The 1,526-nt window shown below is 35.3% G+C and carries 2 protein-coding genes; both read left to right on the top strand.

From position 1 onward, the window contains the following. Nucleotides 1-396 (top strand): TetR-like C-terminal domain-containing protein (locus tag V7014_RS25650; RefSeq protein ID WP_335511695.1); only part of this gene is annotated, 396 nt, incomplete at its 5' end. Between the two features lie 136 nt (nucleotides 397-532). Beyond that, a partial coding sequence (locus V7014_RS25645; RefSeq protein ID WP_335511692.1) for a 2,3-butanediol dehydrogenase occupies nucleotides 533-1,526 on the top strand: 994 nt, incomplete at its 3' end.

The following is a 1,526-nucleotide window of genomic DNA, read 5'->3' as shown; positions in this document are numbered from 1 at the left end:
GAAAAAATCCATACAGTGTTATATAGAGGAAGGTACTCACAGGAAAAAATAGTTGTTAATTTAGAAACGATTCATCCATCGTTTATTAAGCTATTTGAAGGTATTTATGAACAACGTAACTATTATAAAGCTATCATCCAATCGAAATTTAAATATGAATTTCTTGAAGCTATCCATAAAAAAATGATAAATTTTGGAAACGATCATTTGAGATATGAGTACCCATCGGGGAAACCACCACTAGATATAGAAATTTACATTAATTATACAATGAGTGCTATAGTAGGTGTCATTCTCTATTGGATTCAAAACGATTTTAAACAATCGCCAAGTGAAATAGCTATGAGAATTAATGTATTGAGGCAATATATACCTATTCAAGTTATATTCGAGTAGAAGGTTATCCAACAAAGATGAAGTATTTGTCGGGAACGGATAGGTTAAAGGTCATTATTTTATACCCTTTGACACAATATTGTTATGATAAAAACGTAGTATACGAAAAACACAGAGTACAATGGGGGAATAAAAAATGAAGGCAGCGGTTATTTATGGAAAAAAAGATGTTCGTATCGAAGACTGGAAAGAACCTACTGTAGAAACTGGGCATGTAAAAGTAAAGGTTGCTTGGGCTGGTGTCTGTGGCTCTGATTTACACGCCTATCATCATGGAATGGGAATTTCTTTAAATCCACACCCTGTTTCAAACCGCCAAGTACCTTTAGTATTTGGACATGAATTTGCTGGTACAGTAGTAGAAGTTGGCGAAGAAGTGACAAATGTGCAGGTTGGAGATCGAGTTGCTGTCGAACCTCTGATTTATTCGAAAGAAGATTATTATGTTAAACAAGGAAAATATAATTTATCTAATGATTTTGGCTTTATAGGTTTAAACGGCGACGGAGGATTTGCTCAATTTACGGTTGTTTCGGCTTCGAGTGTGCATAAATTACCGAATCAAGTAAGCTTAGAAGAAGGTGCATTAATTGAACCGACTGCTGTTGCAATGCAAGCTGTTAAAGCAAGTGCTTTACAAACAGGAGATACAGTTGCTGTTTTTGGAGCAGGTCCAATCGGTTTATTAACAGTAATTGCTGCTAAAGCAGCTGGTGCTTCAAAAGTATTCGTTATTGACCTTTCACAAGAGCGATTAGATAAAGCACTTGAAGTGGGTGCTGATGTTGTAATTAATAGCGCTTCGGAAGATGTTAAAGAACGTATTATAAAGGAAACAGTTCATGGTGTAGCAGTAAGTTATGAAGCTGCAGGTGTTCAACCTACATTTACTACTGCGGTGGATGTGTTAAAAAAAGGTGGGCAATTGATGGTTATAGCTGCCTATGCAAAACCTGTTGAATTAAACATAAATAGTTTATTAGTGAGAGAAATAAATATTGTAGGATCAATTGGATATCGACATGTATTCCCTGAAGTGATTCAAATGATTGCATCCGGACAAATGGATGTAAAAAAAGTTATTACGAAGAAAATCCAACTGGATAATCTAGTGGAAGACGGTTTAGAAT

Source organism: Bacillus sp. JJ722, assembly GCF_036963345.1.
Lineage (GTDB): Bacteria > Bacillota > Bacilli > Bacillales > DSM-1321 > Bacillus_AD.
The sequence above is the reverse complement of the archived record's forward strand: the minus strand, read 5'-3'. Positions and strand labels throughout refer to the sequence as shown.